This window comes from Uliginosibacterium sediminicola, from assembly GCF_039631295.1.
Taxonomy (GTDB): domain Bacteria; phylum Pseudomonadota; class Gammaproteobacteria; order Burkholderiales; family Rhodocyclaceae; genus Viridibacterium; species Viridibacterium sediminicola.
Genome location: NZ_JBDIVE010000007.1, coordinates 100,662 through 115,601, shown reverse-complemented (window position 1 = coordinate 115,601; position 14,940 = coordinate 100,662). Strand labels below are relative to the sequence as shown.

Annotated in this window: 11 protein-coding genes, 1 other RNA gene and 1 pseudogene; 5 read left to right on the top strand and 8 right to left on the bottom strand. The window is 62.0% G+C overall.

Features of this window, described 5'->3' with window-relative positions; translation table 11 throughout:
* Positions 1-55: 55 nt before the first annotated feature.
* The 8 genes and pseudogenes from cmk to gyrA form a co-directional block, all read right to left on the bottom strand.
* Positions 56-727, bottom strand: coding sequence for a (d)CMP kinase (gene cmk / locus ABDB84_RS13455; RefSeq protein ID WP_345920258.1), 672 nt, complete (start codon positions 725-727; stop codon positions 56-58).
* Positions 727-2,445 carry an arginine--tRNA ligase gene (gene argS / locus ABDB84_RS13450; protein WP_345920257.1) on the bottom strand — a complete coding sequence of 573 codons (1,719 nt, stop codon included), beginning with the start codon at positions 2,443-2,445 and terminating at the stop codon, positions 727-729. The genes cmk and argS overlap by 1 nt, the downstream gene beginning before the upstream one ends.
* A gap of 81 nt (positions 2,446-2,526) precedes the next feature.
* A pseudogene (gene aroA / locus ABDB84_RS13445) lies at positions 2,527-3,810 on the bottom strand (3-phosphoshikimate 1-carboxyvinyltransferase); the annotation flags it as partial.
* Positions 3,811-3,863: 53 nt separating this feature from the next.
* The gene (locus ABDB84_RS13440; RefSeq protein WP_345920256.1) at positions 3,864-4,736 is read right to left on the bottom strand and encodes a prephenate dehydrogenase; all 873 of its coding nucleotides are present in this window, start codon (positions 4,734-4,736) and stop codon (positions 3,864-3,866) included.
* Positions 4,733-5,833, bottom strand: a complete 1,101-nt coding sequence (hisC, locus tag ABDB84_RS13435; RefSeq protein ID WP_345920255.1) for a histidinol-phosphate transaminase — start codon at positions 5,831-5,833, stop codon at positions 4,733-4,735. The genes ABDB84_RS13440 and hisC overlap by 4 nt, the downstream gene beginning before the upstream one ends.
* Positions 5,834-5,858: 25 nt before the next feature.
* Positions 5,859-6,968 (bottom strand): prephenate dehydratase, encoded by a 1,110-nt coding sequence (gene pheA / locus ABDB84_RS13430; RefSeq protein ID WP_428715097.1) that lies wholly within the window; start codon positions 6,966-6,968, stop codon positions 5,859-5,861.
* Positions 6,961-8,073 (bottom strand): 3-phosphoserine/phosphohydroxythreonine transaminase, encoded by a 1,113-nt coding sequence (serC, locus tag ABDB84_RS13425; RefSeq protein WP_345920254.1) that lies wholly within the window; start codon positions 8,071-8,073, stop codon positions 6,961-6,963. The genes pheA and serC overlap by 8 nt, the downstream gene beginning before the upstream one ends.
* Positions 8,070-10,676, bottom strand: coding sequence for a DNA gyrase subunit A (gene gyrA, locus ABDB84_RS13420; protein ID WP_345920253.1), 2,607 nt, complete (start codon positions 10,674-10,676; stop codon positions 8,070-8,072). The genes serC and gyrA overlap by 4 nt, the downstream gene beginning before the upstream one ends.
* 173 nt (positions 10,677-10,849) lie before the next feature.
* Here gyrA and ABDB84_RS13415 point away from each other — a divergent pair, with 173 nt between their 5' ends.
* The 5 genes from ABDB84_RS13415 to ssrA all read left to right on the top strand — a co-directional run bounded on the left by ABDB84_RS13415 (position 10,850) and on the right by ssrA (position 14,906).
* Positions 10,850-12,175 (top strand): TRZ/ATZ family hydrolase, encoded by a 1,326-nt coding sequence (locus ABDB84_RS13415; protein WP_345920252.1) that lies wholly within the window; start codon positions 10,850-10,852, stop codon positions 12,173-12,175.
* A 162-nt stretch (positions 12,176-12,337) separates the two neighbouring features.
* Positions 12,338-13,090, top strand: coding sequence for an OmpA family protein (locus ABDB84_RS13410; protein WP_345920251.1), 753 nt, complete (start codon positions 12,338-12,340; stop codon positions 13,088-13,090).
* A 75-nt stretch (positions 13,091-13,165) separates the two neighbouring features.
* A complete protein-coding gene (gene ubiG, locus ABDB84_RS13405) occupies positions 13,166-13,867 on the top strand; it encodes a bifunctional 2-polyprenyl-6-hydroxyphenol methylase/3-demethylubiquinol 3-O-methyltransferase UbiG (RefSeq protein WP_345920375.1) in 702 nt (233 codons plus the stop codon).
* Positions 13,860-14,531 carry an HAD family hydrolase gene (locus ABDB84_RS13400; RefSeq protein ID WP_345920250.1) on the top strand — a complete coding sequence of 224 codons (672 nt, stop codon included), beginning with the start codon at positions 13,860-13,862 and terminating at the stop codon, positions 14,529-14,531. Before ubiG ends, ABDB84_RS13400 begins: the two co-directional genes overlap by 8 nt.
* A gap of 13 nt (positions 14,532-14,544) precedes the next feature.
* Positions 14,545-14,906, top strand: a transfer-messenger RNA (tmRNA) gene (gene ssrA / locus ABDB84_RS13395).
* The last annotated feature ends 34 nt before the right edge of the window (positions 14,907-14,940 follow it).

The window sequence follows — 14,940 nt, the reverse complement described above, 5'->3', positions numbered from 1 at the left end:
AGGGCATCGACAAGGCGTCAATGCTTGTCGTCAATACCCGGCAATGACCAGACCGTCAGGCCTTGGCAGACAAGGCGGCGTGGGCGTGATCGAGCACGAATTGCACGGCTTCTTCAATTCCCATCGCGGTCGTATCCAGCAAGACCGAATCAGGGCCCTGCTTGAGCGGCGCCACCGGTCGCGATGAATCGCGCAGGTCACGCTCCCTCAATTCGAGCACAAGACTGTCAATGTTAGCCGACAAACCTTTGTCGATCAACTGTTTATAACGTCTCTCGGCACGCGCTTCGGCCGAAGCGGTCATGAAAATCTTCAGAAAGGCATCGGGAAACACCACCGACGCCATATCGCGCCCATCGGCGACCAGGCCCGGCGACTGCCGATAGGCGCGCTGGCGGGCCAGCAGCGCCAGGCGCACGGCCGGCAAGGCGGCCAGCTTGGAGGCGGCATTGCCGGTCTCTTCACGCCGCACGACGATGGAGACGTCCTCGCCATCGAGCACGATGCGGCCATGATCGAAGCTCGCATCCAGGGCGTCGGCCAGCTTGACCAGCTGCGCCTCGTCGTCGAAAGCGACGTTGCGCTTGATCGCTGACAGCGCCAGCATGCGGTAGATCGAACCGGAATCGAGCAGATTCCAGCCCAGCACTTCGGCCACACGCGCGGCGACCGTCCCCTTGCCCGAGGCCGTTGGCCCATCAATCGCCAGAACAGGAATGCTCGCCATCACATCACCTCGAGAATATTGATGCCCAGCAGATCCAGGCCGGTCTTGAGCGTACGCGCCGTCAGCTGACACAGACGCAGGCGGCTGTCGCGCAGCGCACCTTCGCTCTTGAGCACCGGACAAGCTTCGTAAAAGCGCATGAACTGCGTCGCCAGATCGTAAAGATAGCTGCACAGGAAGTGCGGCGCCGTCTCACGACTCACGGCATTGAGCGCATCGGAGAAACGCGCCAGTTCAAGCGCCAGCGTACGTTCGGCGGCTTCCGTCAGGGTGATCGGTGCGGCCTCGTTCCAGCTGTCGACCTTGCGGAACACGCTCTGGATACGCGTATAGGCGTACTGCAGATACGGCGCCGTATTGCCTTCGAAGGACAGCATGGTGTCCCAGCTGAAGACGTAGTCGCTGCTGCGGTTCTTGGAGAGATCGGCGTATTTGACGGCGCCAATACCGACCGCCTGCGAAATGGTCTTGCGCTCGGCTTCGGCCATCTCGGCGTTCTTCTCGCTGACCAGCGCAAAGGCGCGCTCTTCAGCTTCCTGCAGCAAGTCGACCAGCTTGACCGTGGTGCCGCTACGCGTCTTGAAGGGCTTGCCATCGTCGCCCAGCATCACGCCAAAGCCGACGTGTTCGAGCTTGGTGGCTTCGCTCACGAAGCCGGCTTTGCGACTCAGGGTGAACAGCTGCTGGAAATGCAGGGCTTGTCTGGCATCGACCACGTAGAGGATGCGGTCGGCATGCAGGGTGCCGATGCGGTAGCGGATCGCGGCCAGATCGCTGGTCGCATACAGGTAGCCGCCATCCTGCTTGCGCACGATGTAGGCCTGGGCCTCGCCTTCCTTGTTCTTGAATTCATCGAGGAAGACCACCTGCGCGCCATCGCTCTCAACCGCCAGTCCCTTCTCTTGCAGATCGGCGACGACGACGGGCAGATCATCGTTGTAGAAACTCTCGCCGCGCACATCCTCACGCCTCAGCGCCACGCCGAGGCGCTCGTAGACGGCCTCGCAGTGATGCAGGGAGATGTCGAGAAACTTGCGCCACAGCGCATTCACCTGAGCATCGCCGCCTTGCAGCTTGACGACGTATTCGCGCGCCGTGTCGGCAAAAGCCGCATCTTCATCGAAGCGTTGTTTGGCACGACGGTAAAAGTCTTCGAGGTCCGACAGCGCGACGTCGCCGCCCTGCTCCGCTTCAATCAAATAAGCGGTCAGCATGCCGAACTGCGTGCCCCAATCGCCCACATGGTTCTGTGCGATCACGGTATGGCCGAGGAAGCGCAGCACCCGCGCCAGTGCATCGCCAATGATGGTCGAGCGCAGATGGCCGACGTGCATTTCCTTGGCGAGGTTGGGGCCGGAGTAATCGATGACGACGCGCTGGGCGGCGATCTGCGGCACACCGAGACGTGCGTCGGCCAAGGCGTCGGTGGCCAGGGAGGCCAGATATTCCGGCGCTAGCGTGATGTTGATAAAGCCGGGGCCGGCGATCTCGACCTTGCTGGCAATGCCCGCCAGATCGAGATGCGTGATGACTTGTTCGGCCAGTGCACGCGGATTCATCTTGCGTGCCTTGGCAGCGCCCATCACGCCATTGGCCTGGTAGTCGCCGAATTCGGGGCGGCCGGCGGGTGCCACCACGGCCGGCGCGCCGGCACAGCCAGCAGCATCGAGCGCAGCGCGCACGCGTGAATCAAGCAGTTCAATCAGAGTTTGTTTCATACACACCTTTTGTGCAGCACGACGGCAATACGCGAGCGGCCAATTGCGCCGCCCAGCGTGCCACTGCGGAAATCATGTTCAGCGGGTAACGCCCGCGAAGACATCAAAATATTCGGGAAAGGTCTTGGCGGTGCATTTCGGATCATTGATGCGCACCGGCACACCGCCCAATGCGACCAGCGAGAAGCACATCGCCATACGATGATCATCATAGGTATCGATGGCGGCGTTGGCGCTGAGATTTGCCGGCGGCACGATGCGCAGCCAGTCTTCGCCCTCCTCCACCGTGGCGCCTACTTTGCGCAATTCGGTCGCCATCGCGCTGATGCGGTCGGTCTCCTTGACGCGCCAGCTGCCGATATTGGTAAGGCGCGAGGGGCCATCGCAAAACAGCGCAGCGACGGCCAGGGTCATCGCCGCATCGGGGATGTGGTTGAAATCCATGTCGAAAGCCTTGAGCCCGCCGGCAGGCGCCTGCGCTTCGATCCAGTTGTCACCCATGCTGATCTGCGCGCCGATCTGCTCCAGCGCGGCGGCAAATGCCACATCGCCCTGGATGCTGTTGCGCCCCACGCCTTCGACGCGCAGCGGCCCGCCACCAATGGCGCCGGCGGCGAGGAAATACGAGGCCGAGGAGGCATCGCCTTCGACGTACAAGGTGCCCGGAGAGACGTAGCGCTTGCCGCCGGGGATGAAGAAGCGCTGCCAGCCTTCGCGCTGCACTTCGACGCCGAACTGCGCCATCAGCTTGAGAGTGATCTCGATATAAGGCTTGGAGATCAGCTCACCGATCACTTCGACCGTCGTCTCCACGCCCGTGGTCGGCAACGCCATCAGCAGCGCGGTCAGGAACTGGCTGGAGACATTGCCGCGAATTCTCACCACACCGCCGGGTTTGATCTCGGCCGGGCGAATCTGCAGCGGCGGGAAGCCCTCGTTGCCAAGGTATTCGATATTCGCGCCAATCTGCCGCAAGCCATCGACGAGGTCGCCGATCGGGCGCTCGTGCATGCGCGGCACGCCATGCAGCTTGTACGTACCGCCCGCCAAAGCCAAGGCCGCCGTCAGCGGACGAAATGCGGTGCCGGCATTGCCCAGAAAGAGATCCGCATTCTTGTTGGCAAAGCCAGCAGGCGCACCGACAACTCGATAGTCCCGCTCTCCCGTCTTCTCTACTGACACGCCCAGCAAACTCAGCGCTTCGAGCATGCGATCGGTGTCGTCCGAGGCGAGCAGATCGCGGATATCGGTCGTGCCCTCGGCCAGTGCCGCGAGCAGCAAGCTGCGATTGGAAATGCTCTTCGAGCCGGGCAAGCGGACCGTGCCACGGGCCTGACGCAAGGGTGCAAGATCGAGAAATTCCATGCTTCACATCGCTTTCGATTCATCAGCCCGGCGCAGCGGGCATGAGCGCCAACTCACTGCGAATTGGCCCATTTATTACGTGCCGCGCTGGCTTCGCTGAACAGCTTTTCCAGCTCTTGCCCGTCGCCTTGCAACAGCAGCGCGCGCAGCCAGGCAAGCTGCGCCAGATAGGCATCGAGTTCGGCCAGCAAGGCCTGACGATTGGCCACGCAGATGTCGCGCCACATCTCCGGATGGCTGCCGGCAATCCGCGTGAAATCGCGAAAACCCGAGGCCGCATACTTGAACAGCTGCTCGGCATTGGCCCGCGCAGCCAGATCGTGCACCAGGCCGAAGGCCAGCAAATGCGGCAGATGGCTGACGGCGGCAAAGACGCGGTCATGCTCCTGCGGGCTCATCTGGAACATCTGCGCGCCGCAGGCGACCCAGGCCGCGCGCACGCGGTCGATGGCATCCGGCGCATTCTCCGGCAAGGGCGTGAGCACCACCTTGCGATCCTGGAACAGCGTTGCGCTGGCTGCCGCAGGACCACTCTTCTCGGCTCCGGCAATCGGATGCGCCGGCACGAAGCGGGCGATGTGCACACCCAGGTGCGTATAGATCGCATCGATCACATCCGCCTTGGTACTGCCGGCGTCGGTCACCAGGGTCTGCGCTTCAAGGTGCGGCGCCATCGCCGCCATTACCGTCGCCATCTGGCCGACCGGCATGGCCAGCAAGACCAGATCGGCCCCTTTGAGGGCGGCCGCCCAGTCAGTCTGCACTTCATCGATCAGGCCCAGCGCCAGCGCCTCGTCGAGCGAGGCACGCGAACGACCGACACCCACCAGATGCCGGGCCACCGCCGCCTGCCGCAAGGCGGCCGCAAAGGAGCCACCGATCAGGCCGACACCGGCAATGACAACACGCTCGAAGCTCACGTTCATGCGCGGACCGCCTGTTCCAGCGCGGCGAGGAAACGCGCGTTTTCGGCTTCGCTGCCAATCGACACACGCAGCCATTCCGGCATGCCGTAGCCCGCAATCGGCCGCACGATCACGCCCTGCTTGAGCAGGCGCAGATTCACGCCGGCGCCATCGCCCACCTTGAAGGTGAGGAAATTGCCGGCCGAGGGAATGTGCTGCAAGCCCAGTTTGTCGAGCCCCGCGATGATCTGCGCCATGCCTTGGCGATTGGTCTCATAGCTTTGCTGCAGGAACTCATCGTCCGCCAGTGCAGCTTCGGCCGCAGCCAGCGCCAGACTATTGGCATTGAAGGGCGCACGCACACGGTTCATCAGATCCGCCACGGCAGGACTGGCCACCGCGTAGCCGATGCGCAGACCGGCCAGACCGTAGATCTTGGAGAAGGTGCGGGTGATGACCAGATTCGGATACTTCGCCAGCCAGGCCACGGCGTCGTAACGCTGGGCGGGCGCCAGATATTCGTTGTAGGCCTCGTCAAGCACCACGATCACATCCGGCGAGACTTGCTTGAGGAAGGATTCGATCAGCTCGCCCGGCAGGAAGGTACCGGTCGGATTGTTCGGGTTGGCGATGAAGACGACGCGCGTATCCGCCGCAATGGCGTCGCCCATCGCCGCCAGATCATGGCCGAAGTTACGCGCCGGCACTTCGATCAGGCGTGCGCCGACGCTCTGGATCGCCAGCGGGTACACCGCAAAAGCGTGCTGGGCAAAGACGCCGCTGCTGTTCTCGTCGAGAAAGGCACGCGCCACCAGCTCCAGCACGTCATTGGAACCATTGCCGAGCACCAGGGTATCGAGCCCGACGCCCAGCCGGGCAGCCAAGGCCTGCTTGAGCGCGAAACCATTGCCATCCGGATAGCGGGCCAGATCCTCGACGGCCGCCAGCAGCGCAGCCTTTGCCTTGGGGCTCATGCCCAGGGGATTTTCATTGGAGGCGAGCTTGACGATGTCGGCCTCGTTCAGCCCCATCTCACGGGCCAGCTCGGACACCGGCTTGCCGGGCACATAAGGCGAAATCGCGCGGATATAGTCAGGCGCACGTTGTGCAATCGTCATTCAGAACTCCGTAAAACAGCAGGCTTCAGATGGCTGCCACGGGATAGGAGCCGAGCACCTTGAGGAAGGCCGCACGATCGGCCAGCGCCGCAAGCGCACGCGCCACCGCAGGATCTTCGCGATGTCCCTCGACATCAACGTAGAACACGTATTCCCACAAACCGGTACGCGATGGCCGTGACTCGAACTTGGTCATGCTCACCCCTTCGTCGGCAAATGGCTGCAGCAAGGCATGCACGGCGCCAGGCTTGTGCAGCGCAGAGCAGACGATGGAGGTTTTGTCGCGACCGGAAGGGCTCGCGTCATGTGCCGAGATGACCAGGAAGCGTGTCGTGTTGTTCGGGTCGTCTTCGATGTTGGCATGCAGGATAGGCAGGGCAAAGTGCTGGGCCGCGCGCTCCCCGGCAATGGCAGCCGCTTCTTTGTCTTCCGCCGCGAGCCGTGCCGCTTCGGCATTGCTCGACACAGACAGGCGCGGAATACCATGCGCATGATGCGCCAACCAATCGTTACACTGCGACAAGGATTGTGAATGCGAGTAAATGCGCTTGACCTGTGACATGTCGGCCGCGTGCGTCATCAGGTTCTGGCGCACACGCAGACTCACTTCACCACACACCGAGACATTGCCCGACATGAAGAGGTCCAGCGTGCGGCCAACCGCGCCCTCGGTCGAATTCTCGACCGGCACGACACCATAGGCCGCTGCGCCGGCTTCGACGGCGTGGAACACATCGTCGATGGTCTGCTGCGGTTGCAGGTCGGGGGCGCCGCCAAAATGCTTGCTCGCTGCTGATTCGGAATACGTGCCATGCGGCCCGAGGTAGGCCACCTTGAGCGGCTGCTCAAGCGCCAGACACCAGGACATGATCTCGCGGAAGATGCGCTGCACCGCTTCATTCGACAGCGGGCCGGGATTCTTCTCGGCGATATTGCGCAGCACCTGCGCTTCACGCTCAGGGCGATACAGCGGGCCCTTCTTGATCTCGCCTACGCGCTGCGCGCAACGCGCCCGCTCGGCCAGGCGCTGCAGAATCTCCGCATCCAGCCGGTCGATATCCTTGCGCACCGTCAGCAAGGCTTCGGTCTGTTCCGCACTCAGCGGCTGCTCGGCAGCAGAAGAAGAATCAGCCATGGCTCTTCTCGAATTCCTTGAGGTAGTCCACCAGAGCCTGCACGCCCGCAAGCGGCATGGCGTTGTAAAGCGATGCGCGCATGCCGCCCACCGACTTGTGCCCCTTGAGCTGCAACAGGCCGCGCGCCTTGGCGCCGGCCAGGAAGGCCTCGTTGAGCGATTCGTCGCGCAGGAAGAACGGCACGTTCATGCGCGAGCGGCAAGCATGTTCGACATGCGTAATGTAGAGCTCGCTCTGGTCCAGCGCGTCGTAGAGCAAGCTGGCCTTGGCCGCATTGCGTTCAGCCATCGCCGCCACACCGCCCTGACGCTTGAGCCACTGGAACACCAGACCAGCGATATAGATCGAGTAGGTCGGCGGCGTGTTGTACATCGAGCCATTGGCCGCCACCAGCTTGTAGTTGAAGGCTGAAGGGCACAGCGCATGCGCCTGGTCGAGCAGATCATCGCGCACGATGACCAGGGTCAGGCCTGCCGGGCCGATGTTCTTTTGCGCGCCGCCGAACAGCAGACCGCATTTGCTGACATCCAGCGGACGCGAGAGAATGTGCGAGGACACATCGACCACCAGGGGCACGTCCGGCGCGCCCAGCGCCGCCATGTCCGGAAAGTCGAAGAACTCGACGCCGTCGATGGTTTCATTGCCGCAGATGTGCAGATAAGCCGCATCGCTGCGCACGCGCCAGTCGGCCACAGCCGGAATGCTCGTGTACTTGCCCTGCTTGGCCTCAGCACGCAGGCCGCTGGCAGCCAGATGCAGATCACCGTAGCGGGCCGCTTCTGCGCGCGACTTGGCGGACCAGCTGCCCGTCTCGACGATATCGACCTTGTTGTTCCGGCCGAGCAGATTGAGCGGCACGATGGCGTTCTCGCCCAGCCCGCCGCCCTGCATGAACAGCACCTGATAACCTGCGGGCACCTGCATCAGCTCACGTACATCGGCGAGCGCCTGCTCGATGATGCTGGTGAACTCCTTGCCGCGATGGCTCATTTCCATCACCGACATGCCACTGCCGTGCCAGTCGAGCATTTCCGCTGCGGCCTGGCTCAGCACCTCTTCCGGCAGCGCAGCCGGTCCCGCTGAAAAATTGAAAACCCGCGTCACGCTTGGCCCTCGTCGCTTGCGCCCTCACCGGAAGTATCCTGCGTGCCTGCGTCGGCGGCTTCTTCCTCGTCGGTCTCGACAATCTTTTCGATGCTCGAGAGCTTGGCGCCGGAATCCAGATGGATCAGCGTCACGCCCTGCGTCGAACGGCCCAGTTCGCGGATGTCACGCACCGGGGTGCGGATCAGCACACCGTTGTCGGCAATCAGCATCACGTGATCGGTCGGATCAACCAGCACCGCTGCGACCAGCTTGCCGTTGCGCTCCGAACCCTGGATCGCGATCATGCCCTTGGTGCCGCGACCGTGCAGGGTGTATTCGCTGATCGAGGTGCGCTTGCCGTAACCGTTTTCGGTCGCCGTCAGCACGCTTTGCGTCTCGCCATGCGCGACCAGCATCGACAGCACGCTCTGACCATCTTCGAGCATCATGCCGCGCACGCCGCGCGCAGTGCGGCCCATCGGGCGCACATCGTTTTCGCTGAAGCGCACCGCCTTACCTGCATCGGAGAACAGCATCACATTGCAGTCGCCATCGGTTACCGCCACGCCGATCAGGTAGTCACCATCATCGAGGCCCACGGCAATGATGCCGGCCTTGCGCGGATTGGCAAAATCGGTCAGCGGCGTCTTCTTCACGGTGCCCTGTGCGGTCGCCATGAAGATGAAGTGGCCTTCGTCGAATTCCTTGACCGGCAGCACGGCGGTGATCTTCTCGCCTTCGACCAGCGGGAACAGATTGACGATCGGCTTGCCGCGCGAATTGCGATTGCCTTCCGGCACTTCATAGACCTTGAGCCAGTACAGACGGCCACGGTTGGAGAAGCACAGGATGTAATCGTGCGTATTGGCGACGAAGAGCTGGTCGATCCAGTCGTCTTCCTTGGTCGCCGCAGCCTGCTTGCCACGCCCGCCACGCTTCTGCGCGCGATAGTCGGCGAGCGGCTGGCGCTTGAAGTAGCCGGTGTGCGAGAGCGTGACCACCATGTCTTCCGGCGTGATCAGGTCTTCAATATTGATATCCGAAGTACCGAGCACGATTTCCGACTTGCGCGGATCGCCGAACTGTTCGCGGATCGCGCGCAGCTCGTCAGAGATGATCTGGGTGATGCGCGCCGGCTTGGCCAGGATGTCGAGCAGGTCGGTGATGATGTCCATCACCTCCTTGTATTCGCTGACGATCTTGTCCTGCTCCATATTGGTCAGGCGCTGCAATTGCATTTCAAGAATGCGCTGCGACTGCACTTCGGAGAGGCGATAACCCTGCGCCGACAGACCGAACTCTTCGCCCAGACCGTCCGGACGGTATTCGGCCACCATGGCGCGCGAGAGCATTTCTTCAACCAGGGGCGAGCGCCACTGGCGGCTCATCAGCTCCTGCTTGGCAATCGCCGGCGTCGGTGCCGCCTTGATAAGGGCGATGATCTCGTCCACGTTGGACAGCGCGACAGCCAGACCTTCAAGCACATGGCCGCGTTCGCGCGCCTTGCGCAATTCGAAGATCGTGCGCCGCGTAATGACTTCACGACGATGCGAGAGGAAGCACTCGAGCATCTGCTTGAGGTTGAGCAGGCGCGGCTTGCCATCGACCAGCGCGACCATGTTCATGCCGAAGCTGTCTTGCATCTGCGTCTGCTTGAACAGATTGTTCAGCACCACCTCGGGCATTTCGCCGCGCTTGAGCTCGATCACCACGCGCATGCCGGACTTGTCCGACTCGTCGCGCAGATCAGAGATACCCTCGATCTTCTTCTCGCCCACCAGCTCGGCAATCTTTTCGAGCAGGGTGCGCTTGTTCACCTGATAGGGCAGCTCATCGATGATGATGGCCTGGCGATCATTGCTCTTCGGAATGTCTTCGAAGTGCGTACGCGAGCGCATGATCACGCGACCGCGACCGGTGCGATAGCCATCATGCACGCCCGACAGACCATAGATCAGGCCGGCAGTGGGAAAGTCCGGCGCCGGCACCAGCTTGATCAGCTCTTCAATATCCGTATCCGGATTGCCCAGCAGGCACAGGCAGGCTTCGATGACTTCGGAGAGATTGTGCGGCGGGATATTGGTCGCCATACCCACGGCGATCCCCGAGCTGCCGTTGACCAGCAGGTTCGGCACCCGCGTCGGCAGCACGGTCGGTTCGAGTTCCTTGCCGTCGTAGTTGGGCTGGAAGTCGACCGTTTCCTTTTCGATATCGGCCAGCAGATCGGCGGAGATCTTGTCCAGGCGGCACTCGGTGTAACGCATGGCCGCCGCATTGTCGCCATCGATGGAGCCGAAATTGCCCTGCCCGTCGATCAGCGTGTAACGCAGCGAGAAATCCTGCGCCATCCGCACCAGGGTGTCGTAGATCGCCGAGTCGCCGTGCGGGTGGTACTTACCCATCACGTCGCCGACCACGCGGGCGCACTTCACGTAAGCGCGGTTCCAGGCGAAATTCGATTCATGCATCGCGTAAAGCACGCGACGATGGACCGGCTTCAGGCCATCCCTGACGTCCGGCAGCGCCCGCCCGACGATCACGCTCATGGCGTAATCGAGATAGGAAGTGCGCATCTCCTCTTCAAGACTGATCGGGAGCGTTTCTTTTGCGAATGAATTCATGTGGCGCGAGTGTCGTAATATCCGGAATGCGCGAACAAGCAGAGGCGGTCAGCACAACGCCCGCAAAGGCAGGCTGAAGCAAGCCAAGGCTTTCCCAAAAGCGTGCAATTGTAACATGCCGTACCCCCGAGAGCCCGGCCTATCCACCACCCCTACAACAGCCCGCCCAAGCCATGAATCAAGCACTTGAGCACCTGGACCTGCTGATTGAAGCCCGCTGGGTGATCCCGGTCGAACCCGCCGAGCTGACGCTGGAAAATCATGCCGTCGCCGTGCGCGGCGGCCGCATCCTCGACATCTTGCCGATCAGCGAGGCGCGCTTGCGCTACAGCGCGACCGAGACCGTCTGCCTTGAAGATCATGTGCTGCTGCCCGGACTCATCAATCTGCACACGCACACGCCGATGTCGCTGCTGCGCGGCTACGCCGACGACCTGCCCCTGATGCGCTGGCTGCAGGAAGCCATCTGGCCAGCCGAGCGACAGCACGTCAGCGAGGAATTCGTCTTCCACGGCAGCTTGCTCGGCGGCGCCGAAATGTTGCTCGGTGGCGTAACCTGCGCCAACGACATGTATTTCTTCCCGGACGCTGCCGCGCGCGCCTACGAACAACTAGGCATGCGCGCCGTGATCGGCATGACGGTGATCGACTTCCCGACCAACTACGCCGCGGACGCGGCCGACTATTTGCACAAAGGCCTGCAGGCACACAGCGCCTGGCGCGAGCATCCGCTGATCGACTTCGCCCTGGCGCCGCACGCCCCCTATTCGGTTTCTGACGCCAGCTTCGAACGCATCGGCTCGCTCGCCGAAGAGCTGGATCTGATGATCCACATCCATGCGCACGAAACACGCGATGAAATTGCGCAAAGCCTTGCCGAGCATGGCGTGCGCCCCTTGCAACGCCTACAGTCACTGGGCTTGCTGGGGCCCAATCTACTGATCGCCCACGCCGTGCATGTGACGCCGGACGAAATCGCCAGCCTTGCCCTCAACAATGTCGGCATCGCCCACAACCCGGTCTCCAACATGAAGCTCGCCAGCGGTGCGGCGCCCGTCGCCGCCATGCTGGCCGCAGGGATTCATGTTGGTCTTGGCACCGACGGCGCGGCCAGCAACAACCGCCTGGACATCCTGCAGGAAATGCGTCAAGCCGCCCTGCTGGCCAAGCTCAGCACGATGGATGCAAGTGCCTTGCCAGCACACAAGATTTTACAAATGGCGACTATCCACGCCGCACACGCCTTGGGCCGCAGCGCCGAGCTGGGCAGCCTGCGCCCGGGCAAACTTGCCGACATGTGCGCTATCGCACTGAATTCACTTGAAACTTCACCAATATTCAATGTTGCATCGCACATCGTCTATGCCTGCGGCCGCGAGCACGTCCAGGAAACCTGGGTCGGCGGTCGGCATGTGGTGAAAGGAGGAGTACTGTTGCATAATGACAACACTGAATTGCTGCGTCTTTCACGGCTGTGGCAGAATTCCCTGCAGAATTAAGGCGGGAATTCAATTTCTACATTGATTCGCGTCATGAATTTTTAATGCAGGATGCAGTAGAACCAATGCCCTGCGGTGCAATCAAGCTGCAAGGCAAGGGCATTAGATGGGCATGGGTGATCCGCTCAGTCCTTTTCTTCACAAACAGTAATTGAGGAGCATATGAAGACAAGTCAAAAACTTCTGCTGACGGTTCTTGCCGCTGCAAGCATCACCAGCGCCTTCGCCCAGTCGATCACCACCAGTGGTACTGGCCCGCAGCCCTACGCAATCTCCGCCGACAAGGTCATCGAGCGCGCCAACGACGGTCTGTGCTGGCGTTCGGCCGGTATCTGGACCAAGGAACTGGCCCTGAGCGTGATGGGCTCCAATGGCAAGCCGGTCGGCTGCACCTGCGAACCGGAATTCGCCAAAGAAGCCGCTTGCCAGCCGCCGAAGCCCGCTCCTGCTCCGGCCCCCGCACCGGCACCGGCACCGAAGCCTGCTCCCGCTCCGGCACCGGCTCCTGCTCCGGCCCCCGCTGCAGTCAAGGTCAACATCCCGGCTGATGCCCTGTTCGAGTACGACAAAGCTGTCGTCACCCCGCTGGGTCAGGAAAAGCTCGCAGCTTTCGCTGAGCGCGTGACCAAGCTGTCCTCGCTGGAAGTCGTCATCGCCGTCGGTCACGCTGACCGTCTGGGTTCCGATGCTTACAACCAAGCCCTGTCGGAAAAGCGTGCTGCTGCCGTCAAGGACTTCTTGGTGAGCAAGGGTGTGCCGGCCAACCGTGTTTACACGGAAGGTAAGGGCGAAACCCAACCGGTGACCAACGACGACTACAAGAAGCTCGGCCCGTTCAACGGCAAGAACAAGAAGCTGGTTGACTTCTTCGGTCCGGACCGTCGCGTTGAACTGGAAGCTGTCGGCGTCAAGTAAAATAGCCGCCACTGCCTGAAAAAGCCCTGCTTCGGCAGGGCTTTTTATTTTCTTGTGAGACTGGGGAATACCGTGATTCAGACCAATGCCGACGATAGCGAACTGGCCAAATTCAGCGCACTGGCCCACCGCTGGTGGGACCCGCAATCGGAATTCCGCCCCCTGCACGAAATCAACCCCTTGCGCCTGGACTGGATCGACGCGGCCTCGCCCATCAGCGGCAAAGCCGTCATCGATATCGGCTGCGGCGGCGGCATCCTCGCCGAGAGCATGGCGCAGCGCGGCGCCAAGGTGACCGGCATCGATCTGTCGGACAAGGCACTGGCCGTTGCCCGCTTGCATGCGCTGGATAGCGGCGTGAGCGTCGATTACCAGAAGATCGCCGCCGAGACGATTGCTGCCGAGCGCCCGGGCCAGTTTGAAGTCGTCAGCTGCATGGAGATGCTCGAACACGTACCGGATCCGGCCAGCACCGTGCGCGCCTGCGCTGATCTCGCAGCGCCAGGGGCTTCGGTGTACTTCTCGACCATCAATCGCAATGCCAAGGCTTACCTGATGGCCATCATCGGCGCCGAATACCTGCTGCGCATGCTGCCGCGCGGCACCCACGAATACCAGCGCTTCATCAAGCCCGCCGAACTGACGCGCTTTGCACGCGATGCGGGGTTGGACGTGGTCGAACTGATCGGCATGCACTACAACCCGCTCGACAAGCGCTACAGCCTGGGCGCCGGCACCGACGTCAATTACCTGATGCGCTGTGTCAAACATGCCTGAGCACGACATCCTCTGCGTGTTGTTCGACCTCGATGGCACCCTGGCCGACACGGCCCCCGACCTGGCCGGCGCACTCAACCGCACCCGCCTGGAAGACGGCCTGCCGGCCCTGCCGCTGAGCCAGCTGCGTCCGCTCACCTCACAGGGCGTGCGCGGCCTGCTGCGCGCCGGCTACGGCATCAGTCCTGATGACGCGCGCTACGCAGCACTGGCAGATCGCGTCCTGCAACATTACAGCGCCAATATCTGCGTCGATACGCAGCTTTTTGCGGGCATGCCTGCCCTGCTCGCTGAGCTCGAAGCGCGCGGCCTGCCCTGGGGCATCGTCACCAACAAGCACACCCGCTTCACCACGCCGCTGGTTGCCGCCATGCAGCTGAATCAGCGCGCAGCTTGCGTGGTCAGCGGAGACACGACGGCCAAGGCCAAACCGGCGCCGGAGCCCCTGCTCCACGCCGCCGCGCTGTGCGCCATCGCGCCTGAGCGCTGCATCTACCTGGGCGACGACGAACGCGACATCATTGCCGCCAAAGCCGCCGGGATGCACAGCGTCGCAGTGCGCTGGGGCTACATCGGCGAAGACAAGCCGATTGAAGCCTGGAACGCCGACTACACCATCGAGCAGCCGCTGGATCTGTTGGACTACCTGTCAGCCAAAGCGTAGAATGAAGATTGCTGGGGGCGACCTGGTTTCGACGGGGGTCGCGAAGCAGCGTGGTGCATACCGAGGATCAGTGACCTCGTAAATCCATCTGAAAAGTTTTACTCGCAAACGACGAGCAATTCGCTCTAGCCGCTTAAGGCTTCAGCCACTGCACTGATTGTTCTCTGGGTCAGGTCGGGCAACCGACAGCAGTGTCATTCACAGGGAATCGTGCCGCATCGGGTTACTTGGTGTGGAGCTAAAAAATAGGTAACTCGCGTCGCGCGGGCCTGTCGATCGGCAATGCGCGGTGTTAAAAAAAATTGACCGACTAAGTATGTAGATCCAGTTGTAGAGGACTTTCGGACGCGGGTTCGATTCCCGCCGCCTCCACCAATAAACACCATAAGCTTCAATAAGCTAAAACAAA

Excerpts from the sequence above, each read along its gene's own strand:
- ABDB84_RS13440 (WP_345920256.1), bottom strand. The coding sequence starts at position 4,736 with ATGAACGTGAGCTTCGAGCGTGTTGTCATTGCCGGTGTCGGCCTGATC.
- cmk (WP_345920258.1), bottom strand. The coding sequence starts at position 727 with ATGGCGAGCATTCCTGTTCTGGCGATTGATGGGCCAACGGCCTCGGGC.
- ABDB84_RS13415 (WP_345920252.1), top strand. The coding sequence starts at position 10,850 with ATGAATCAAGCACTTGAGCACCTGGACCTGCTGATTGAAGCCCGCTGG.
- gyrA (WP_345920253.1), bottom strand. The coding sequence starts at position 10,676 with ATGAATTCATTCGCAAAAGAAACGCTCCCGATCAGTCTTGAAGAGGAG.
- pheA (WP_428715097.1), bottom strand. The coding sequence starts at position 6,968 with ATGGCTGATTCTTCTTCTGCTGCCGAGCAGCCGCTGAGTGCGGAACAG.
- ABDB84_RS13410 (WP_345920251.1), top strand. The coding sequence starts at position 12,338 with ATGAAGACAAGTCAAAAACTTCTGCTGACGGTTCTTGCCGCTGCAAGC.
- hisC (WP_345920255.1), bottom strand. The coding sequence starts at position 5,833 with ATGACGATTGCACAACGTGCGCCTGACTATATCCGCGCGATTTCGCCT.
- ABDB84_RS13400 (WP_345920250.1), top strand. The coding sequence starts at position 13,860 with ATGCCTGAGCACGACATCCTCTGCGTGTTGTTCGACCTCGATGGCACC.
- argS (WP_345920257.1), bottom strand. The coding sequence starts at position 2,445 with ATGAAACAAACTCTGATTGAACTGCTTGATTCACGCGTGCGCGCTGCG.